We start from the raw sequence: 1132 nt of genomic DNA on the forward strand, positions 1-1132 counted from the left end.
GGAAGTACAGTTCACCGTTATTAATACCGCTGTGCAAGGTGCTAGGGCGGTGCCGGAAATCATTGCGGCTTTGGCAGAGCTTGATGCTAATCCTGAGGTGGATGTGATTATCATTGCTCGTGGTGGTGGCTCAGTAGAAGATCTCCTGCCGTTTTCGGAAGAAGCATTACAACGTGCTGTTTCCCAGTGCCACACACCGGTGGTATCTGCTATTGGTCATGAACCTGACAACCCGGTGCTTGATAATGTTGCTGATTTACGGGCTGCTACCCCCACCGATGCGGCAAAACGTGTGGTCCCTGATATGGTGGCAGAACTTCAGCTTGTTCGGGAACTTCGGGGGCGGGCTGCTGCTGCGGTACGGGGCTGGGTGGCACGCGAGCAGCAGCAGTTGGCTGCCATTCGTTCCCGCCCGGTGCTTAACGATCCGCTTACTGCATTACGGCAGCATTGGGACGATATTCACCAGGCGATCACAAGTGCGCGGCGGGAGATTCGGCACCGGCTTGTTGGGGAAACTAATCAGGTGGCGGCATTGCGGTCACAGGTAGCGGCGCTAGGGCCGGCTGCAACATTGGCACGTGGTTATGCGGTGGTCCAAGTTTTGCCCCGTGATGGTAGCCCGGCGGAAGTAGTTATGAGTATTGACCAGGCTCCACCGGGTAGTCAGTTGCGAATCCGGGTGGGTGATGGTTCGGTTACCGCGGCAAGTATTCAAACCAAGCCTGCTAATTAGGTAAACCTAAAACTAGTCACAAGCTGCTATATATACATATCTAAGGAGAATTTGTTATGAGCACTACAACCTTCGGCCAAGGTACAGGCGAAAATGCGTTCGAACCAGTGGCGGATTTAAGTTATGAACAAGCCCGGGATGAACTTGTAGAAATTGTACGCATCCTGGAATTAGGCCAAATGGGCTTAGATGAATCCTTGAAGTATTGGGAACGTGGTGAAGCACTAGCAAAACGATGTGAGGAGTATCTTGCGGGTGCGGCAAACCGGGTGGAGGCTGCGCTGCAACCAACAGACACTGACTCCACTGAATAACGCGGTGAAGGTGGTGGCTGCGCCAAAAAGCCTGAACGGCAAAAGCTTGTAAAGACAAGAAAGGCTAACGCTCCACGGGGAT

At 53.2% G+C, this 1132-nt stretch carries 2 protein-coding genes; both read left to right on the plus strand.

The genetic code is table 11. The features are described 5' to 3' along the window. A partial coding sequence (xseA, locus tag Q4P78_RS09170; protein WP_303340062.1) for an exodeoxyribonuclease VII large subunit occupies positions 1 to 736 on the plus strand: 736 nt, incomplete at its 5' end. A gap of 56 nt (positions 737 to 792) precedes the next feature. Continuing rightward, entirely contained in the window at positions 793 to 1050 is a 258-nt protein-coding gene (locus tag Q4P78_RS09175) for an exodeoxyribonuclease VII small subunit (RefSeq protein ID WP_303340064.1), read from the plus strand. Positions 1051 to 1132: the final 82 nt, after the last annotated feature.

Source organism: Rothia sp. (in: high G+C Gram-positive bacteria), assembly GCF_030540545.1.
In the GTDB taxonomy this organism is placed as follows: Bacteria; Actinomycetota; Actinomycetes; order Actinomycetales; family Micrococcaceae; genus Rothia.